The 15,840-nt window shown below is 55.8% G+C and carries 17 protein-coding genes; 9 read left to right on the forward strand and 8 right to left on the reverse strand.

Features of this window, described 5'->3' with window-relative positions; translation table 11 throughout:
* The first annotated feature begins 29 nt into the window (after window positions 1-29).
* Window positions 30-572: a nitroreductase family protein gene (locus tag AC27IT_RS21350; protein WP_005836576.1), complete on the forward strand. Its 543-nt coding sequence runs from the start codon at window positions 30-32 to the stop codon at window positions 570-572.
* Between the two features lie 198 nt (window positions 573-770).
* Here the strand turns inward: AC27IT_RS21350 and AC27IT_RS21355 are convergent, their stop codons facing one another.
* From AC27IT_RS21355 to AC27IT_RS21375, 5 genes are all read right to left on the reverse strand, one after another.
* The gene (locus tag AC27IT_RS21355; RefSeq protein ID WP_026557837.1) at window positions 771-1,142 is read right to left on the reverse strand and encodes a YybH family protein; all 372 of its coding nucleotides are present in this window, start codon (window positions 1,140-1,142) and stop codon (window positions 771-773) included.
* 676 nt (window positions 1,143-1,818) lie between these two features.
* Window positions 1,819-2,556: an amino acid ABC transporter ATP-binding protein gene (locus AC27IT_RS21360; protein ID WP_005836569.1), complete on the reverse strand. Its 738-nt coding sequence runs from the start codon at window positions 2,554-2,556 to the stop codon at window positions 1,819-1,821.
* Window positions 2,557-2,573: 17 nt separating this feature from the next.
* Entirely contained in the window at window positions 2,574-3,269 is a 696-nt protein-coding gene (locus AC27IT_RS21365) for an amino acid ABC transporter permease (RefSeq protein WP_025843858.1), read from the reverse strand.
* Window positions 3,256-4,086, reverse strand: a complete 831-nt coding sequence (locus tag AC27IT_RS21370) for an amino acid ABC transporter substrate-binding protein (RefSeq protein ID WP_025843859.1) — start codon at window positions 4,084-4,086, stop codon at window positions 3,256-3,258. Before AC27IT_RS21370 ends, AC27IT_RS21365 begins: the two co-directional genes overlap by 14 nt.
* Before the next feature lie 78 nt (window positions 4,087-4,164).
* Window positions 4,165-4,983: an amino acid ABC transporter substrate-binding protein gene (locus tag AC27IT_RS21375; protein ID WP_025843860.1), complete on the reverse strand. Its 819-nt coding sequence runs from the start codon at window positions 4,981-4,983 to the stop codon at window positions 4,165-4,167.
* A 318-nt stretch (window positions 4,984-5,301) separates the two neighbouring features.
* On the opposite strand from AC27IT_RS21375, the gene AC27IT_RS21380 reads away from it, so the two are divergent.
* The 4 genes from AC27IT_RS21380 (at window position 5,302) to abc-f (ending at window position 9,994) form a co-directional block, all read left to right on the forward strand.
* A complete protein-coding gene (locus tag AC27IT_RS21380; RefSeq protein ID WP_005836559.1) occupies window positions 5,302-5,703 on the forward strand; it encodes a hypothetical protein in 402 nt (133 codons plus the stop codon).
* Between the two features lie 16 nt (window positions 5,704-5,719).
* Window positions 5,720-6,658, forward strand: coding sequence for an AEC family transporter (locus AC27IT_RS21385; protein WP_005836557.1), 939 nt, complete (start codon window positions 5,720-5,722; stop codon window positions 6,656-6,658).
* A 144-nt stretch (window positions 6,659-6,802) separates the two neighbouring features.
* Window positions 6,803-7,588: a stalk domain-containing protein gene (locus AC27IT_RS21390; protein WP_025843861.1), complete on the forward strand. Its 786-nt coding sequence runs from the start codon at window positions 6,803-6,805 to the stop codon at window positions 7,586-7,588.
* 456 nt (window positions 7,589-8,044) lie between these two features.
* Window positions 8,045-9,994 carry a ribosomal protection-like ABC-F family protein gene (gene abc-f / locus AC27IT_RS21395; protein ID WP_025843862.1) on the forward strand — a complete coding sequence of 650 codons (1,950 nt, stop codon included), beginning with the start codon at window positions 8,045-8,047 and terminating at the stop codon, window positions 9,992-9,994.
* 117 nt (window positions 9,995-10,111) lie between these two features.
* Here abc-f and AC27IT_RS21400 read toward each other — a convergent pair whose 3' ends face one another.
* Window positions 10,112-11,293, reverse strand: a complete 1,182-nt coding sequence (locus tag AC27IT_RS21400) for an MFS transporter (protein ID WP_005836552.1) — start codon at window positions 11,291-11,293, stop codon at window positions 10,112-10,114.
* Between the two features lie 182 nt (window positions 11,294-11,475).
* Here AC27IT_RS21400 and AC27IT_RS21405 point away from each other — a divergent pair, with 182 nt between their 5' ends.
* The 3 genes from AC27IT_RS21405 (at window position 11,476) to AC27IT_RS21415 (ending at window position 12,940) form a co-directional block, all read left to right on the forward strand.
* Entirely contained in the window at window positions 11,476-11,874 is a 399-nt protein-coding gene (locus AC27IT_RS21405) for a hypothetical protein (RefSeq protein WP_005836550.1), read from the forward strand.
* Window positions 11,871-12,077 (forward strand): YqgQ family protein, encoded by a 207-nt coding sequence (locus tag AC27IT_RS21410; protein WP_025843863.1) that lies wholly within the window; start codon window positions 11,871-11,873, stop codon window positions 12,075-12,077. Before AC27IT_RS21405 ends, AC27IT_RS21410 begins: the two co-directional genes overlap by 4 nt.
* A 236-nt stretch (window positions 12,078-12,313) precedes the next feature.
* Window positions 12,314-12,940 (forward strand): DedA family protein, encoded by a 627-nt coding sequence (locus AC27IT_RS21415; RefSeq protein ID WP_025843864.1) that lies wholly within the window; start codon window positions 12,314-12,316, stop codon window positions 12,938-12,940.
* A 32-nt stretch (window positions 12,941-12,972) separates the two neighbouring features.
* Here the strand turns inward: AC27IT_RS21415 and AC27IT_RS21420 are convergent, their stop codons facing one another.
* Window positions 12,973-13,431, reverse strand: coding sequence for an NUDIX hydrolase (locus tag AC27IT_RS21420; protein ID WP_005836543.1), 459 nt, complete (start codon window positions 13,429-13,431; stop codon window positions 12,973-12,975).
* Window positions 13,432-13,447: 16 nt separating this feature from the next.
* Window positions 13,448-13,603 (reverse strand): hypothetical protein, encoded by a 156-nt coding sequence (locus tag AC27IT_RS21425; RefSeq protein ID WP_005836541.1) that lies wholly within the window; start codon window positions 13,601-13,603, stop codon window positions 13,448-13,450.
* 129 nt (window positions 13,604-13,732) lie between these two features.
* Between AC27IT_RS21425 and tkt the strand changes: the two genes are divergently transcribed.
* A complete protein-coding gene (tkt, locus tag AC27IT_RS21430) occupies window positions 13,733-15,739 on the forward strand; it encodes a transketolase (protein ID WP_025843865.1) in 2,007 nt (668 codons plus the stop codon).
* Window positions 15,740-15,840: the final 101 nt, after the last annotated feature.

Consider the following 15,840-nt stretch of genomic DNA (forward strand, 5'->3'; position numbering starts at 1 on the left):
ATGATGTCCAGCCAAAGAAGGTGAACGATGTGTCCATTGCCAAAGTCATTCGCGAGCGCCGCTCGATTAAAAAGGGCTATAAACCGGATGCCGTGCCGGAAGAACTCGTACTGGAACTGCTGAATGATGCGGTGTACGCACCGAACCACGGTTTGCGTGAGCCATGGCGCTTTTTGTTTGTGCCGTCCGAGAAAAAGGAAGCGTTTGTAGAGAAGCTGATTACTGTCTATCCGGCGGAAACGCACCCGGCGCGCCGCGAGATGTACAACCAGCCAGCCGCTTACCTGATCGTCATCATGCCGGAAGACCCGCGGCAAAAGCAGTGGGAAGAAGACTTCAGCGCCGTTTGCGCGCTGATTCAAAACTTCCAGCTCCTGGCCTGGGAGCGCAATCTCGGCGTCGTCTGGAAGACCAACCAGCACAACTGGGACCCAAAAGCGCATCAGCTTCTGGGCGTGGCGCCAGGCGAGAAGATCGTCGGCTTTTTGCACCTCGGCTTTTTCGACCAGGAAGATGTGCCGGAAGCTCGCCCACGGACGCGGGCGGAAGAGAAGTTTACGCGGTTTGAATAAGGGCTGTTCTAGCAAAGACATCGGCTAGGCAGATTAGAAAACTTGGCTGCGCCAAGCCATTGGCGAAGCCTTCGTTGCCCTTATACTGGACAAGAATCTTATCCATTCTTATCTGTACGTGAAAAGCGAGGCCCACAGGGTCTCGCTTTTTTATCAACAAATGTTTGCCAATCACGCTTTTGGACCTGCTACTCCCCTTTACCTCGGCCCACTGCTCAAATGCTCATGAATCAGCTTCCACTCGCCTGCCTCCGTTTTGACAAACACATTCGTGGCCCGTCCGCTCCCGGAGACGAACTCGCCGTTGTAATAGCCTTCGTACCGGTACGTGTACAGACAGGTCGCGGAGTGCTGGTCGGCGCTGATCCACTGCACGTCAGTCGCGGCGTACACTTCTTCCTTGATGACGTTCCAGGCGTTTTCGAAGTAGCTGCGGATTTCAGGCAGCGAGGTGCAGGTCTTGTCTGAAAACCAGTAGACGGCCTGCGGGTGCAGCACCTTTTCCACGTTCGAAAAGTCGTGCGTGTTCGTAGCGGCGATGTATTGCTCCAATGCTTGCTGATAACCCATGGTGAACATGACCTCCCCGACAAAATTCAGAAAATACGGCTTCTTTTTTGTATTGTAAAGGATTTCCTGATCGCGTACCAGACCATGAAAAAAAGCCCGCCCGATCTAGAAGGGGGCTATTCGGGCGGCAATGGAGGACGTAATGTCCATCGTAGGGTCTGACAATTTCATCATAGTGCGGACATGTTAAGGGAGAGTAGAGGCAGCATGAAGCATTTGTTAATTTTGGGCGTAGTGCAAGCGAGGAGGGCAAGCACCTGTTTTTTTTATTTTGCCGATCAACTAGACAGGCATCCATACGGACAGCAGTCGGCTGTCATAAGCTGAAAAGAAGTGCTGGTCCTTTGCAAGGTCAGCTCTGCTCTACGACGTGAGAAGAGAGGAGAGGAAAGCCATGGGATGCAGGCGCGGCGGCGGTTTTGGCTTCGGAGGTGGCGGGTTTTTCTGGATCATCCTCATCATTCTTCTGGTCACTTCTTTCTGGGATGATTAAGCTCTGATTGGCAGCATAAGCAAAAAAGACTCTGCACGCGGCTTGCGAGCCGAGCCGGCAGAGTCTTTTTTGTACAGAGAAAAGATTCTTATCCGTAAAAGCGGAACTAAGGCAGCGCCAATGGTTTGGCGCGACCAAGTTTTCGAACTGTTGGAACAAACTGTTGGAACAAAGCCAGAAGCTTTACGCCTTCAAATGCTGCAAAAACTGGCGGGTGCGCTCCTCGCGCGGCGACGAGAACAGCTTGGCCGGGGTATCGCGCTCGACGATGACGCCCTGGTCCATAAAAATGACCTCGTCGGCCACTTCGCGGGCAAAGCCCATTTCGTGCGTGACGACGACCATCGTCATCCCTTCCTGGGCCAGCTCCTTCATGACTTTCAGCACTTCGCCGACCAGCTCGGGGTCGAGCGCAGAGGTCGGCTCGTCGAACAGCATGACTTGCGGGTCCATCGCCAGCGCGCGGGCAATCCCGACACGCTGCTGCTGGCCGCCGGAGAGCTGTGCCGGGTAATGGTCGAGCTTGTCGCCTAGCCCTACTTTGGACAACAGCTTGGCCGCTTTGGCCCGCGCGCTCTCTTTGCTTTCCTTTTTGACGGTCACAGGGCCTTCCATGACGTTTTCCACGGCGGTCATGTGCGGAAACAGGTTGTAGCTTTGAAACACCATCCCTGTCTGTTTGCGCAGCCGCGGGATGCTTGCGCGTTCAAGCTTTTGCGAAAAGTCCAGCTTGACCTCGCCGATCTGCACGCTGCCGCTGGTCGGCACTTCCAGCGCGTTCAGGCAGCGCAACAGCGTCGTTTTCCCGGAGCCGGAAGGGCCGATGATGACGACGACCTTTCCTTTTTCCACGGTCAGGGAGATGCCTTTTAACACGTGCAAGTTGTGAAACTGTTTATGCAAATCCGTGATGGTAATCATCTGGGTTCACCTGCTTTTTAGACGTAGCGGTCCAGCTTGTTTTCAATCCGGTCCTGGATGAAAGAGAGGACGAAGCAAATCATCCAGTAAATGAGCGCCGCCTCCGAATAGACGAGCAGCGGCTCATAGGTCGCGGCGACGATCTCCTGTGCCTTGCGAAACATCTCGGGAACGAGAATCGCCGCCGCCAGCGACGTATCTTTGACCAGGCTGATGAACGAGTTGGACAGGGGCGGAACAGAGACGCGTGCTGCCTGGGGAAGCACGACCCGGCGCAGCGCCTGCCAGTAGGTCATCCCGAGCGAGTACGCCGCTTCCCACTGTCCTTTGTGAATGGACAGGATGGCAGCCCGCACGACTTCGGAAGAATAGGCGCCGACGCTGAGCGAAAAGCCGATGATCGCAGAAGGGAACGGGTCGATCATGATGCCGACGCTCGGCAAGCCGAAGAAAATGATGAACAGTTGCACCAAGAGCGGCGTCCCGCGAATGAGCGATACATAAAAACGGGCGATGCCCACCAGTGGCTTGATGCCGGACAGGCGGGCCAAAGCGGTTAAAACAGCGATAATCAGGCCGAAGAAAAAAGAAACGATGGCAAGCGTCAAAGAATAGAGCAAGGCTCCTTTCAAAAGAGGCAGAAAGGAGCTTTGCGCAATATCCATCCATCGGTTCAGGCGTTCCGGGTTGTCAAAGAAGTTACTTAGAAACATCTGCACCAAACCATTTCTCGGAAATTTTTGCGAGGGTACCGTCTTTCGTCATATCATCCAGCGCTTTGTTGAACGCGTCAACCAGCTCTGTGCTGCCTTTGCGGAAGAGGAACCCGTTTTTCGCGACGTTCGGATCTTTGGCGACAATTTTGATCGGCGTATCCGGCTTTTGCTTGAGGAAGTCCAACAGCGACAGGCCGTCGTTGATCGTGATGTCGACACGCTTGGAAGTGAGCAGGTCGATCGCCTGGTTGAAGCCTTCTACCCCGACGATTTCTGCGCCGTTTTTCTTCGCGATGTCCGTGAGGTTGCTCGTCAGCGTCTGTGCCGCTTTCAAGCCTTTGATATCTTCAAAGCCTTTGACGGTCGTGTTGTCCTTGTGGGTCACAAGAACGGCCGTCGAAACGGTGTACGCATTGGAGAAATCGTATTTTTCCTGACGGTCCGGGCGGATTCCCACCTGGTTCGCCACGACGTCAAAGCGCTTGGAATCGAGTCCGGCGAACATGGCGTCCCACTGGGTTTCCTGGAACACAGGCTCGACGCCGATGCGCTTGGCGACTTCCGTTACGACTTCTACGTCATAGCCGGTCAGCTTGCCAGATTGGTCGTGGAAGGTGAACGGAGCGTAAGTGCCCTCGGTCCCGATCAAGATTTTTCCGTCCGCTTTTACTTTTTCCAGCAAGTTTTGCTCTTTTTTCTCTTCGCTCGCTGCTGGTGCTGCGTTGTTTTGTGGCGCTTGGGAAGAAGAGGAGCCGCAGCCTGCCAAAGCGACCAGTAAGGTAGATGCGAGAACGGAAAACAATAGTTTTTTCATAAAGGAACCCCCACTAAACCGATATGTTTTTTTGATAGGAACATACTAAAAGGGACGGACAATTTTGTCAACGAACGTTTACTTGGTGATGTCTTCGCCGAACCATTTTTCGGAGATGGATTTCAGCGTGCCGTCCTGGTGCATGTCATCGAGCACCTTGTTGATCGCGTCCACCAGCTCTGTGCTGCCCTTGCGGAACATGAACGCGGTCGGCTGGCCTTCTTCGTTTTTGGTCACGATCTGAATTGGCGTGTCCGGCTTTTGCTTCAGGAAGTCGAGCACGGACAGGTTGTCGTTGATGACGACGTCGACGCGTTTTTGTGCGATCAGGTCAATCGCCTGGTTGAAGTTGTCGACGGCGACGATCTCCGCTCCGTGCGAACGGGCGAGGTCGGCGTAGTTGCTGGTCATGGACTGGCCGGCCTTCAAGCCTTTGATGTCAGCGAAGCCTTTTACAGCCGTATTGTCCTTATGGGTGACGAGAACGGCGCGGGAGATCGTGTACGGCTTGGAAAAATCGTATTTTTCCTGGCGGTCTGGGCGAATCCCTACCTGGTTGGCAATCACGTCAAAGCGTTTGGAATCCAGTCCGGCGAACATGGCATCCCACTGGGTTTCCTGAAACACCGGCTCGACGCCAAGGCGCTTGGCGACTTCGGTCACGACCTCGACATCGTATCCGGTCAGTTTGCCGGACTGGTCATGGTACGTAAACGGCGAGTATGTACCTTCCGTTCCGATGACGAGCTTTTTCTCCGCTTTGACTTTTTCCAGCAGGTTTTGCGACGCTGCTGGCGGCGTTGCATTATCGGATTGGGAAGGCGCGCCGGAGCTGCTGCAGCCAACGAGTCCCAACAACAGGCAAGAGAGCAGAGTAGAGAAAATGACTTTTTTCATGATGATAATCCCCTTTATGTTGATCGAATTTCATGGATTCATAGTAGTAGGCTCATCGGGCTTTGTCAATCATAAAAATGCTAAATCCGATTCGGTTACTATGAATTGGTTTTTGCGCAAACGGTTCCTTTTCAGGATTCTCCAATTGCCCCGGGGCTATGTGCGAATGAGAGCCGCTTATTGTGCAAGTAGTGGTTGAGGTTGTGGGCGCACATAGCGTACAATGAGTACGACCTTGGGAGTTTGCCTGCTTTTTTATGGAGAAAAAGCGGTGAAATAGATGGGACAACAACGAACCGATAAAAGGAGTCAATCAGCATGTTAAACGACTGGCGTATGTACACGGATGCAAGCGGAACGGAGCAAAAACACGTAGCCTGGCACGAAGTATTGCGGGAAATTGCGCAGTTGGACGGCGTGAACCGGACGCTCGTGCATGCGGCTTACGGCGACCATGTGGATCTGGTGGTGGCTGGCGGAAACAAAGGCAAGGTGCTGGTTCAATGGAAGGAACACGAGCCGGGCGAGCAGCATTTTGTGTTGACCACGGGCGAGCAGAGCGCGGTGATGGCGTCGCTCGTCATTGAAGGCGGCGAGGCGGTGTTTCCGCTCTCCTGGTGCATCCCGCTGGAGAAGGCTGTCCCGCTGTGCGGCGATGTGCTCCGAACTTGCGACAAAGGCGAGCCACAAGAACTGCAATGGCTGCCAGTAGAAATGTAGGCGGGGGAAGCGGGCGATGGAATTTCAAACGTTGCAGCAATCCGTTCTCATCATGGCCGTCATTATCGGCATCGGTAGCCTGATCGGTTACCGCCAGCCGCTGACGGCCGATTCCCGTCAGCTTGTCATTACGATCATTATCAACGTGGCGATGCCGTGTATCATTTTGGACGGAATTTTTCAGACGCAAATCGACCATCAGCTTTTGATTCAAATTTTTGCAATATTCGTCATTTCGATCGTCCTGAACTGTCTGGGCATTTTTCTCGGTTGGGCGGGGGCCAGGACGCTGCCGTTGCCTGCGAAAAAGCGGCGGGAAATCGCGATTTTGTCCGGGCTTGGCAACACCGGCTTCATCGGGCTTCCGCTGTGCGCCGCCTTGTTCGGGCCAAAAGGCGCCTTGCTGGCGGCGATCTTTGACGCTGGCGTAGACGTCGTGCTCTGGACGGTTGGCGTCATGATGCTGCAGGAAAAAGGCTCGTTTTCGCTGAAAGGGCTGAAGACGCTTGTCAACATTCCGATGATTGCGATTGTATTCGGACTTGGCTCCGCCCTGGTCGGCTTTGCCCCGCCAGAGCCGGTCAAGCATCTGTTCGGCACGCTCGCGAAGCTGGCTTCGCCGCTCGCCATGATGTACATCGGGATGCTGCTTCCGCTGTTTTTGCGCAACAAGCCGCAAGTGTCCCTCCCGCTGCTCGGGATGCCGCTGGCCTTCAAGCTGTTCGTCTTTCCGCTGCTGACGGCCTTGCTGCTGTCGACCTTTTCGCTGGACAGCGATATCGTCAGCGTCACGCTCGTGCAGGTGGCGATGCCTACGTTGACGCTCGCCTCGATTCTGTTCGGGCGGTACAAGGCCGACGAGGAAATGGGCGCGATGACGACGGTGTTTTCCACACTGCTGGCGCTATTGACGATTCCAGCCGTCGTGCTGATGGGAAACTGGCTGTTGCACTAAAGCGTGCTTGCGCCAGGAAAAGCTCCGGTCCTGCCGCAGATGGCAGGCCGCTTTTTTTTTGGCGCAAGCACTGAAACGAATAAGAACAACCGAAAGTCTAACAAGATAGAAACAATCCGACAGCAATGGAATGGAGGAACAAAGATGAGAGGAAAGACATGGATGGCCGTTGCGCTGAGCCTCCAACTTCTTGCCGTGGCCCCGGCGCTCGCGGCAACGGGCGGTACGCAAACGGCGACGGTTTTGGTAGATGGAAAAGCTGCGGCTCTGCAAAAGCAGGCGATTCTCCAGCAGCAGAAAACATACGTGTCTGCCGCGGACGCAGCCAGCTTGCTGCAAGCGGCCTGGACGCTCGACGGACAAAAAGGGCAGTTTAAGCTGGGCGAGCGGACGATTGTGTTCCAGTTGGACGCGGGAACAGTGACGGTGGACGGCAAGACGGTAGCAGGCGGCGAGGCTGCGCTCGTCCGCGGCAAAGAGGTGTACGTGCCGCTGCGCTGGCTCGTGGAGCAGGCAGGGCATGAGATTGCCTGGAATGAGGAGAAAAAGGCGGTGGAAATCGTGTCGAAAGCGCAAAACGATGCATTTGTCCTCGTGGACGAAAAACAGTTGAGCAAAGAAGAGCAGGACTTCATCGAGTCGGTCAAAGGAAAGCGGGGCGTCCATCAGCGGGGAGACTTGTACGTCATTGCCCGCGGCCAGGCTCCCCATCCCGGCTATGGCTTGCAAGTTACAAAGGTCGAGCAAAAATGGGAGCAGCTTTTTGTGTACGTCAAGCAGACAGAGCCTGCGCCGGGGATGATGTATCCGCAAGTGATCGCCTACCCGTATTTGACGGCAAAAGTGAAGCTCCCACCGTACACGACGATCTCGTTTATAGACGCGGATACGAACAAGCCGCTGTTCGAGGGTCAGGCGCAAGGACAGTAGGCGTTTTTCCAAGCAGCGTTTTGGCGCTTGTTTTTCGCGTGAAGCTGGTATATGATGGTGGATAAGATTTACCTAATCCTTGGGAATGGAGGTGTATGTACGTGTTCGGAACCGTTCAGGCATGGTTTGTGGTAGAAACTTCCAGTATGACGCATGATTTTTCTTTCAACGGGACCAGTCTGCCCATTTTTGCGCATACAACTGAACGGAGTTTCCACAGGCGTACCATGCATCGACCAGGGACGGTTTGTTCTTGTTCATAATGGGTGACTGACTCGCGCGGCGTTTTGCGCTGGCGAGTGGCTCCCCTTACGATGCCGCAGGTAATGGCCTGCGGCTTTTTTGCGTCCATTTTTGCCTGTTCGCGGGCAAGCGCGGGGGCAAAAGTCGGCCGGGGCCAGCCAAGGAAGTCCATTATTTTAAACCGTTATCACTAACCAAGGAGGAAATGAACTCATGATTATCGTCGCGACTACACAATTGGAAAAATCGTACGGAGCCGATCCGGTTCTGCAAGGCGTTACACTGGAAATAAAGGCGGGCGAGCGGGTAGGGATCGTCGGGCCGAACGGAGCGGGGAAAACGACCTTGTTCAAGCTGCTGGCCGGAATCGAAAGCCCGGATGCGGGCGAGCTGTACCGCGCCAAAGGAACGGTATGGGCATACTTGCCGCAGTCTCCGCACTACCCGGCAGACTGGACGGGCGAGGATGTGGTGGCAAGCGCGTTTGCCGATGTGCGTCACATTCAAGAGCAGATGCGCGAGCTGGAAGGGCAGATGGTCCTGCTCTACGAAAACGAGGCCGAGTTGAATCGGCTGATGCAGCGCTACCAGAAGCTGCAGGACGAGTTTGAGCAGTTGGACGGCTACCAGTGGGAGACGCGCATGGCGCAGGTGACGCAAGGCTTAGGCGTCAGCGCGGAGCTTTTGGCGACGCCTTTTGCCCAGCTTAGCGGGGGCGAAAAGACGAAGGCGGGGCTGGCCAAGCTCTTGTGCCAAAAAAGCGACGTCCTGCTGCTCGACGAGCCGACCAACCACCTCGATGTGGAATCGATGGAGTGGCTGGAGCAATTTTTGCAGAGCTATCCGGGAACGGTGTTGATTATTTCCCACGACCGCTACTTCCTGGATGCCGTCGTGACGTCGATCTACCATGTCGACGGCGGGGAAGCGGAGTACTACATCGGCAACTACAGCGCTTTTGCCGCCGAACGGGAGGAGCGCTTGCTGCGGCAGTTTGCCGCCTATCAGGAGCAGCAGAAAAAAATCAAAAAGATGAAGGAGACGATCAAGCGGCTCAAAGAGTGGGGCAACCGCTCCAACCCGCCGAACGAAGCGTTTCACCGCCGGGCGAAGAGCATGGAAAAGGCGCTGGCGCGCATCGAGCGGATCGAGCGGCCGAAAATGGAAGCCGACCGGATGGGCTTGCAGTTCAAAAAGACCGACCGGAGCGGCCAGGATGTGCTGATCGTAAAAGGCGTGCACAAAGCGTACGGGGGCAAGCCGTTGTTTTCCGACGCCAGCCTGCTTTTGCGCTTCGGGGAGCGAAAGGCGTTGCTCGGGCCGAACGGCTGCGGAAAATCGACGCTGATCCGCATGCTGTTGGGCGAGATCGAGCCGGATGCGGGCACGCTCAAACTGGGCAGCAGCGTCAAGGTCGGTTATCTTTCGCAGCAAGCGCTGGAAGGGGACCAAAACCAGCGGCTGATCGACGCGTTCCGCGACGTGGCGAAGGTGACGGAGGCAGAAGCGAGGCATTTGCTGGCGCGGTTTCTGTTTTACGGCGAGCATGTCTTCAAGCGGATCAGCCAGTTGAGCGGCGGCGAGCGCATGCGGCTGCGCCTGGCCCAGCTCATGCACCAGGACATCAACCTGCTCATCCTGGACGAACCGACCAACCATCTCGATATCGAAGCGCGGGAAACGCTTGAGGAAGCGCTCGCTGATTTTCACGGCTCCTTGTTCATCGTCTCCCACGACCGCTATTTTTTGCAAAAAATGGTCGACGGCGTCTTTTGGGTGGAGGACCGACAGCTTGTGCACGACGTCGGCAGCTACGAGGAAGCGCGCGAAAAGCAGAAGCGGCGCAGCGCAGCGCGGGCTGACAGGCTCGCGGAGGAATCGCGCGGCAAAGGGACCAAGCCAGAGCGGCCAGCGGCAGAAAGCAAACCGTCTTCGGCAGGCGCGCCCGCTTGCGCACAGACAAAACGCCCCAATGCCTACAAGCTGTCCGAGCTGGAAGCGCGCATTGCCAGACTGGAGGAGCAAAAAGAGCGCTTGAACAGGCTGCTTCTGGAGGCAGGGGCGGACTACCAGCAACTGGCGGAGTGGCAAAAGCAAATCGAGCAGGTGCAAGCCGAACTGGATGAGTCGTACTTCGCCTGGATGCAAATGCAGGAAGCATAGGCGCAACTCGCTTTTGCCTGGAGCTTGAGCAAACCAAAAGGCAGCGGAGGCCGCGGACGAGAAAACAGTCCGGGACTTCCGCTGCCTTTGGCGTTTGCCGCGCATACGGGCTTTTGCTTAATTCGAGGTTTGCATGGTCGGCTCCGGGTCGGGCAGCCGCCGATAGCTGCCGAAAAACCAGAGCAGAATCAGCACCATCAGGACGCCGCCGAGAAAAAACGGTCCGCTGTGGGAAAATTGGTAGACCGCGCCGCCTGCCAGTGGACCCAAAATCCGTCCGAGGCTGTCCATCGAGCTGATCGCCCCGCTGGTCACGCCTTGCCCTTGCGTAGTGCGCTGCGTAATCATCGCGGTAGCGGTTGCCCGGATCATGCCTTGTCCAGCCCCGAACAAGGACAAAATCAAGGCCAGCGCCCAAAAGTTGCCGGACAGCGGAATCGCGAAAAAGCCGATGCCGTAAAAGATCATCCCCAGCGCAAGCACAGAGGCTTCCCCGAACTGCTTGACCAGTCTGCCGATCAGGCCGCCCTGCACCAAGGCCGCGATAATGCCCATGACGAGGAACATGTAGCCGAGGTCTTTGGACGTAAAGCCGTACAGATCGCTGATGAACAGCGCAAAGGTCGTCTCCAGCCCGGAAAAGGCGAACGAGACGACAAACAGGATCGCATAGAGCAAAGACAGGGAACCGAACAGAGAAGTGAACGGGTTTTCCCTTGCTTCTTTTTGCAGGCTCGTCCGCTTTTCCTTGGGCAAGCTCTCCGGCAAGGCGACAAGAATGAAGAGGAACGTAACGAACGCGACGATTCCCGAAGCGTAAAACGGAATCGCAAACCCGTACCCGCTGAGCAGGCCGCCAATGACGGGGCCGAACACAAAGCTGAGCCCGATTCCGGCACCGACTACGCCCATTCCTTTTGCCCGCTCTTCAGACGGAAACAGGTCTGCGACCATGGCTGTTACCGTAGGCAGAGCCGCTGCGGAGACGATGCCGCCCAGGATGCGGTACATGAGCATTTCCGCATAGCTGTCCGCCATCCCAAACAGGATAAACGTGACGGCAAAGCCGAGAAGGCCAAAAGAGACGAGCGGCTTTCGCCCGATCCGGTCGGAGAGGCTTCCCCATACAGGTGCGAACAATAGCTGCATGATGTTGTAGCTGGCGAACAAAACGCCGATTTGAAAGGAAGACGCACCCAGTTTTTCTGCAAAGAAAGGGAGAATGGGAATGATGATGCCAAACCCGAGCATGGTCAAAAAGGCGATGAAGAACAAGAGGGCCAGGTACTTCTTATTCACAACATTTACCTCGTTTCACACAAATATCAGCTACTATTTGCTTGCATTTTCCACCTTACGTGAACGAAGTGTCGAAGTCAAGCGAGCGGCGTGGGCAGCATTGCCGATAGCGTGCTATAATGGAAAAGAAACAAGAAACGTTTTGCAAGTTGTCTAGTATATATCCATGAGGTGTTTGTCACATGTCTACTGCAATGCTGTACTACCTGGCCTGGCATGAAGATGACTGGCTGGATGAAGTTCTCGACCGCTTTCCTGAGGTGAATGCGATCGTGCCTACAGCGAAAACGTTTGAGCTGATCGCCGGGCAACGGGAGTCGAATGAGGTGACGCGCGCGGTCCTCGTCTTGAATGCGGCACAGGAGCAGGACAGATGCCGCGAATTTTTGCGTCTGTGCCAGGGACATCCCCAGCTTTCCAAAGATCCGCTGTACATTGTCGGATTGAAGCCTGAAGAGGAGGAGGCGTGGCAGGAAGCGTATCCGCATGCGAAGATCATCGTCATTACCGGCTTTGCTGTCGAGTTTGACTACGATGCCGTCCTCGCGAGGATGGAAATCGATCTGGAGGGAGCCCATTGAAAGCGAACCCCAATGAGTTCGATTTAAAGACGTTTCTGCACCGCTTCGGTTTGTTCATCTACACGGGAGACCCGGAGGGGGATCTGCTCTTGATAGAGGACGAGATTCGCGAGCTGTACGAATTGAATGTCATTGAAAAAGAAGAGTTTATGGAGGCCATGTCAGCCGTGCGCAGCAAGCGCAAGGCGCTGGACGGCCGCTAACCGAAAAAAAGAAAAACCGGAACGAGGCGTGTTTATCTGCCGCTCTTAGGATGCGGCGGTGATAAGCGCGTTTTTTTGTGCAGATCAGGCTTCGCCAATGGCTGGACGCAGCCGCGACCGCTTTCTTAAGAAATTCTTCATAAATCCTTTCCAAAAACGTAAGGCATTCTCTCCATTTTAGAAAGGTTTACCCTGTAGCATAGAGAGCAGGATGGAGAGAAGGAGCGGCGGTGGCGATGACAGACTACGCAACGTTTTTGCGGGAATTATGGAAAGAACTTTTACGGCAGCTCGTTCCCGATGAAGTTTCGGTGATGAGCCTGGGCCCAAAGATCGCGCATGAGGATGCGGCATTTTCCGTTGTGTACGCAGCCGTTTTTTCGGCGGCGCTCGTCGGAGTGGCGGCGAGCTACATCGCCGGAGCATGGATGGGCGCACCTGCTCTGGCCCGGCTGTTCGGCCGCCGCTGGGCTGCCCGCCTGCGCCCGGGATGGGGACTTGGGCAAAGGGAGCGGGAATATGTAGGCTGGGTACTGGCGATCAGCGTTTTTATCCCGGTGGTTCGCTACCTCGTTCCTTTTGCTGCGGGCTTGTATCGGTTGCCGCTGCGCCAGCTTTTGCTGTTTTTTTTGCCCAGCACGTTCGTCTGGACCCTTCATTATTTTCTCATGGGCTACTGGTTCCCGGACGAGTTGGACGCGCTGTTGGCAGGAGTGTACCAGTACAGGAAAATTACGTTGGTGACGGCAGTTGTGGCCGCCGTCTCCTACATCACGATTCGCCAGTACATGCGAATGAAGCTTTGGATGGGAGCCACAAACGCGAAGCACAGGGGAGAATTGCAAAAGGAGCCGACTGCCTGAGAGGGAAAACGCCCAGGACAGCCGGCTCTTTTTCATGTTGGGGAAGGCGCCGCGGGCAGCTCCCAGCCGAAGCTGTCAAACCACTTGTTCCGCCTGTAATTGGCAATCGCCTGTCTGACATACGGAATGACGTTGTCCGGCAACTGGTCGAGGTCCGCCCAGACCAGCTCGTCGCATTTGTCCGGTTCGGCGTTCACGATCTCGCCCTGCCAGCTTGTGGCGGCGACAAAAAAGTCGATTCGCTCGTCGGTGGAGCGCCTGTGCATGACGCCGACGAGCGAGAGGGCAGAGGGAGCAATCTCGATGCCGCACTCTTCCCGGGCTTCGCGGATGGCCGCTGTCTTGACTTCCTCGTTTCCATCCAGATGTCCGGCCGGGACGCTGTAATTTCCGTCCTCATAGCCTGTATTGTAGCGGCGCAGCAGCAAAATCTCGTTGCCTCTCACGAGAAAAAGATGCACGGCAACCGGCATGGTAAAATGGGTTCGCATAGCGCAGCTCCTTTTCTCAGCCTTCCTCTGGACGATGATTTTCCGCAGCTTGTCTGCGCCGTTTTTCCCTGTTCTTTTTCAGGACGGGCGAGCTGCTCATGGCGGCAAACAGCATGCCGAACCCGGCGATTGCCAGCACGATGCCAATGATGAGGTAGATGGTAGAAGACATTCGAAAAAGACCTCCTTATTCTATGAAAGCAAGCATGAATCTGACTTTGAACTGTGCTATAATGGCACAGTGTGTTTTACCCGATACTACGTATTGACTTATAGAAAAGCACAGGGAGGATTTCGCGAGATGACTCAGCATACGTCTGTCGATCAGCTATCCATTAACACCATCCGCACGTTGGCTATTGATGCCATCGAAAAGGCCAATTCCGGCCACCCAGGAATGCCGATGGGCGCTGCCCCTATGGCTCATGTTCTGTGGAGCCGTTTCATGAAGGTCAACCCTAGCAATCCGCAGTGGATGGACCGCGACCGTTTTGTCCTGTCTGCAGGACATGGCTCTATGCTATTATACTCGATGTTGCATTTGATGAAATACGATGTTTCGCTGGAAGACCTACATAACTTCCGCCAGTGGGGCAGCAAGACGCCAGGCCACCCGGAGTTTGGGCATACGGCTGGTGTTGATGCGACGACCGGACCGCTGGGACAAGGAATCGCGATGGCTGTCGGGATGGCCATGGCGGAAAAACATATGGCGGCTGTTTACAACCGCGACAACTTTGACATCGTCAACCACTACACCTACGTCATTTGCGGCGACGGCGACCTGATGGAAGGCGTGTCCAGCGAGGCTTCCTCCCTGGCGGCTCACCTGAAGCTCGGCAAAATGATCGTGCTCTACGATTCGAACGACATCTCCCTGGACGGCGAGCTGTCCCGTTCCTTCTCGGAAAACGTGGCGGCACGCTACCAGGCATACGGCTGGCAATACTTGCGCGTAGAAGACGGAAACGATCTGGCAGCGATCGAAGCTGCAATTGCAGAAGCGAAAACAGATCTCGACCGTCCTACCTTGATCGAAGTCAAAACCGTCATCGGCTACGGCAGCCCGAACAAAGGCGGCTCCAGCGCTTCCCACGGCGCACCGCTCGGCAAGGACGAAGTGAAGCTGACAAAAGCGAACTACGCGTGGACGCATGAAAACGAATTCCACGTGCCGCAGGAAGTAGCCGACTTCTACGCAAGCCTGGCAGAAGCGGGCGAAAAAGCGGAAGCCGCGTGGCGCGACAAGTTTGCGGCTTACGCCAAGGCGTACCCAGAGCTGGCTGCGCAATTCACGACAGCACAGGAAGGCCACCTGCCGGCAGGCTGGGATGCGAACATGCCTGTGTACGAAGCAGGAGCCAAACTGGCGACTCGCGTAGCTTCCGGCAACGCGATCAACGCGCTGGCGAAAACCGTTCCGTTCTTCCTCGGCGGTTCCGCTGACCTGGCTCATTCCAACAACACCGTCATCAAAGAAGCGGGCAACTTCCTGCCAGGCTCCTACGATGGCCGCAACATCTGGTTCGGCGTTCGCGAGTTCGCCATGGGTGCTGCCCTCAACGGGATGGCCCTGCACGGCGGCGTGAAAGTGTACGGCGGTACGTTCTTCGTCTTCTCGGACTACCTGCGTCCGGCGATCCGTCTCTCTGCCCTGATGAAACAGCCAGTGGTGTACGTGTTCACGCACGACTCCATCGCTGTCGGCGAAGACGGTCCGACGCACGAGCCGATCGAGCAGCTCGCTTCCTTGCGCGCGATGCCGGGACTGACCATTTTGCGTCCGGCAGATGCGGTGGAGACGAACGAAGCGTGGAAATACGCGGTATCCCGCACAGACGAGCCAGTCGTTCTGGTGCTGACTCGCCAAAACTTGCCAGTCCTGCCTGAGACGATCGAAAAAGCGGCAGAAGGCGTGACCAAAGGCGCTTACGTACTGGCGGATGCGCCAAGCGGCAACCCGCAGCTCATCCTGCTGGCTACCGGCTCCGAGGTGTCTCTGGTGATGCAAGCCCGCGAAGAGCTGCTCTCCCGCGGAATCGAAGCGCGCGTCGTGTCCATGCCGAGCTGGAACCTGTTCGAGCGCCAGCCGAAAGAATACCGCGATGCGGTCATTCCGCCAACGGTAAAAGCACGGGTAGCCGTGGAAATGGGCTCTCCGATGGGCTGGGAGCGTTACGCCGGGGATGGCGGCAAAGTCATCGCGATCAACCAGTTCGGCGCATCCGCACCAGGCGAGCGCATTATGCGCGAGTACGGCTTTACGGTGGAAAATGTGGTCGCAACAGCAGAAGAGCTGCTCAAATAAATGGTTTTTGCTCCGTAAAAAAAGCCTATCTCTCTCGGGAGATAGGCTTTTCCAGTGACAAATGGGAATCAGTATGGAATGATAGACACGTGCCAAAACCA

Source organism: Brevibacillus sp. YAE8 (assembly GCF_057543335.1).

Excerpts from the sequence above, each read along its gene's own strand:
- AC27IT_RS21370 (WP_025843859.1), bottom strand. The coding sequence starts at position 4,086 with ATGAAAAAACTATTGTTTTCCGTTCTCGCATCTACCTTACTGGTCGCT.
- AC27IT_RS21355 (WP_026557837.1), bottom strand. The coding sequence starts at position 1,142 with ATGGGTTATCAGCAAGCATTGGAGCAATACATCGCCGCTACGAACACG.
- AC27IT_RS21380 (WP_005836559.1), top strand. The coding sequence starts at position 5,302 with ATGTTAAACGACTGGCGTATGTACACGGATGCAAGCGGAACGGAGCAA.
- AC27IT_RS21360 (WP_005836569.1), bottom strand. The coding sequence starts at position 2,556 with ATGATTACCATCACGGATTTGCATAAACAGTTTCACAACTTGCACGTG.
- AC27IT_RS21385 (WP_005836557.1), top strand. The coding sequence starts at position 5,720 with ATGGAATTTCAAACGTTGCAGCAATCCGTTCTCATCATGGCCGTCATT.
- AC27IT_RS21390 (WP_025843861.1), top strand. The coding sequence starts at position 6,803 with ATGAGAGGAAAGACATGGATGGCCGTTGCGCTGAGCCTCCAACTTCTT.
- AC27IT_RS21425 (WP_005836541.1), bottom strand. The coding sequence starts at position 13,603 with ATGTCTTCTACCATCTACCTCATCATTGGCATCGTGCTGGCAATCGCC.
- tkt (WP_025843865.1), top strand. The coding sequence starts at position 13,733 with ATGACTCAGCATACGTCTGTCGATCAGCTATCCATTAACACCATCCGC.
- AC27IT_RS21375 (WP_025843860.1), bottom strand. The coding sequence starts at position 4,983 with ATGAAAAAAGTCATTTTCTCTACTCTGCTCTCTTGCCTGTTGTTGGGA.
- AC27IT_RS21405 (WP_005836550.1), top strand. The coding sequence starts at position 11,476 with ATGTCTACTGCAATGCTGTACTACCTGGCCTGGCATGAAGATGACTGG.
- AC27IT_RS21365 (WP_025843858.1), bottom strand. The coding sequence starts at position 3,269 with ATGTTTCTAAGTAACTTCTTTGACAACCCGGAACGCCTGAACCGATGG.
- abc-f (WP_025843862.1), top strand. The coding sequence starts at position 8,045 with ATGATTATCGTCGCGACTACACAATTGGAAAAATCGTACGGAGCCGAT.
- AC27IT_RS21415 (WP_025843864.1), top strand. The coding sequence starts at position 12,314 with ATGACAGACTACGCAACGTTTTTGCGGGAATTATGGAAAGAACTTTTA.
- AC27IT_RS21420 (WP_005836543.1), bottom strand. The coding sequence starts at position 13,431 with ATGCGAACCCATTTTACCATGCCGGTTGCCGTGCATCTTTTTCTCGTG.